This window comes from Planktothrix sp. FACHB-1355 (genome assembly GCF_014748295.1).
Taxonomy (GTDB): domain Bacteria; phylum Cyanobacteriota; class Cyanobacteriia; order Cyanobacteriales; family Aerosakkonemataceae; genus Aerosakkonema; species Aerosakkonema funiforme_A.
Genome location: NZ_JACJUP010001095.1, coordinates 1 through 2,369, shown reverse-complemented (window position 1 = coordinate 2,369; position 2,369 = coordinate 1). Strand labels below are relative to the sequence as shown.

General features: G+C 47.2%; 2 protein-coding genes and 1 pseudogene. All 3 read right to left on the bottom strand.

From position 1 onward, the window contains the following. On the bottom strand, nt 1-756 hold a 756-nt coding region (locus H6S82_RS29400), incomplete at its 3' end, for a 4Fe-4S dicluster domain-containing protein (protein WP_191057191.1). Nucleotides 757-842: 86 nt separating this feature from the next. Then, complete coding sequence (locus H6S82_RS29395; RefSeq protein ID WP_322111863.1) at nt 843-2,168, bottom strand: FAD-binding oxidoreductase; 1,326 nt, start codon at nt 2,166-2,168, stop codon at nt 843-845. Then, nucleotides 2,168-2,369: pseudogene (locus H6S82_RS29390) on the bottom strand (hypothetical protein); the annotation flags it as partial. The gene H6S82_RS29395 and the pseudogene H6S82_RS29390, both read right to left, overlap by 1 nt.

Below are 2,369 nucleotides of genomic sequence, written 5' to 3'. Positions count from 1 at the left end.
TTGGTGTTCCGGTAAAGCAGTACAACAACCTTGAGATTTGGGAATCACCACTTCGCAACCATTTGCTGTTAAAACGCGCACGGTTGCTTCATTCACTTTCGTGAAGAATAGTCGCTGCACGCAACCCAAAATCACACCAACTCGATAGCGTTTTTTTCCTTGTGCTGGAATCACTTCTGGTAGAGTATCCGCAAAAGATTTCAACGTTACATCTGGCAGCAGAGATTCCATTGCCCCCAGTCGCGGCGAGATCTGTTTCAGCAATCCTGTAGCGCGAAAGAATTTGGGAAATCCCAATTTCTGATAGATTAGCAAAGGCGCTAGTAAAAACCGCAACCGATTCGGATAGGGAAACAGGTTAAAGATGAGTTTTCTATACAGTTGGTCTGGCAAACTGCGGGGATAATTGCGTTCGATTTGGGGACGAGTGGCGGCAATCAATTTGTCGTATTGTACGCCTGACGGACAAGTGGTGACGCAGGCGAGACAGCCCAAACAACTATCAAAATGTTGTACAGTGCCTTCCGCAAGGGCTGCTTCACCTTCGTTGATGGCATCCATCATATAAATCCGCCCTCTAGGCGAATCCATCTCTTTACCAATTACGCGATAGCTGGGACAAGTGGAAAGACAAAATCCGCAATGAACGCAGGTATCGATTAGTTTTGGATCGGGGGGTTGTTTGCTATCAAAACCATTCAAATTTTTTGAAGCTGAATCTGCTGGAATTGATAAGGGAACTTCTGAAGTTTGCATGGGTAGTTTGGATTTGTGTCTGTTTACTATTCTCTTGTGGGGCAGCCCCGATCGGGCGGGCAGGATGCCCACCCCACAAGAGAGTTTTAAATACCGCCGACAAAACGATGTGGGCTGAAGATATTTTCTGGGTCAAATTGCTGTTTAATTCGTCGCATTAAATCTAGGGCGTTGCCGGAGTAACCCCAGATATCCAGTTTTTGTTTGAAAGAGATCGGTGCTTCTAAAACGGTGAGGAAACCGCTGTGAGATTGACAGTGCGATCGCATTTTTTTCACACCATCAATTGCATTTTCACTTTCAAACCGCAATACCCCCAAACCGCTACCAGCGTGAATCAAACCCATTCCCTGCCCAGAGGCAATCTTATCCAATTGGGAAAGAGTGGCGACAGCAGCAGTGGGTAATACTCCTATTTTGCAAGCGATCGCAGACTCTATGCCCGACGCCTGCATTGATTGTTGTAATTGTTGCCATAGATTAGCCTCATCATTTCCCGCGTAGCTGCTGCATTGCAAACTCAGCTTTTCCCCGACTTCCAGCAGTCGGTTTGATTGTTCTCGGACGCTTTCTGTGACGCTTTGGAAGCGAGAAACTAATCCCATCCCTTTACCAAGTCCCAGGTTAGCTACCAACTGAGTCGATAGCAAGTCAACGGCGGTGGGTGTCAAGGCGGAGGCGAGAAGGGTTTTGGTAGCTTGTGCGATCGCATCAGCTGTGCCAGTAAGCACAACGGTTTGCGATGCTTCTGGCAAAGGATAAAGTCGAAACGTAACTTGTGAAATAATGCCGAGAGTTCCAAACGACCCTGTAAACAATTTCATCAAGTCGTATCCAGCTACATTTTTTACCACGCGCCCACCGGCTTTGGCAATTTGACCATCGTAACGGACAAAGGAAATTCCCAGCAGCATATCTCGAACGCCGCCGTATCGTTGCCGCAAGGAACCGGCATCAGCGGTAGCGACAATGCCGCCAATAGTAGCTGTTTGGGGATAAGCTGGGTCGAGGGCGATAAATTGTGCTGCTTTTGCCAAAATTGGCTGAATATCGGCGAATTTTGCGCCTGCTTCCACTGTGATGGTTAAATCGCCTACTGCGTGTTCGATCGCGCGGTTGAGCCGTTCGGTGCTTATTATTACATCTATCCCTTTAGCTAGGCCGCCCCAACTCAGTTTACTGCCGTTGCCGCAAGGTAAGACGCGCCAACGTTGCTGGTGGGCGCAGGCGATGATTTGGGCTAGTTCTTCCTGGGTGTTGGGATAAACTATGCAGCTGGGAGTAGTGTCTTCTGATACTGCTTTGCTTAAGTGTTTTTGTCGATCGATTTCGATGTTGCCCCACTCGCAGACTGCGGCTGGGCTGAGGATGGATTGGAGTGTTTGGGCGATCGCTTTTGTTTGTGGAATCACTATAATATTTTGTTACCGTTTGCTTCCGATAAAGATTTTATTTCTTCTTGAATATTCTGTCTAGCCTTCACTTCCAAGGTGGCAAACATTTGTGGGGTAAAATATATCCTTTCTCGTTGCAAAAATTTCGCTAAAACTTGTTTTCTGCCCAATCGATATTCTGCGTCTGAAAGCCAGGAATATTCTTGTCTGATTGCTTGT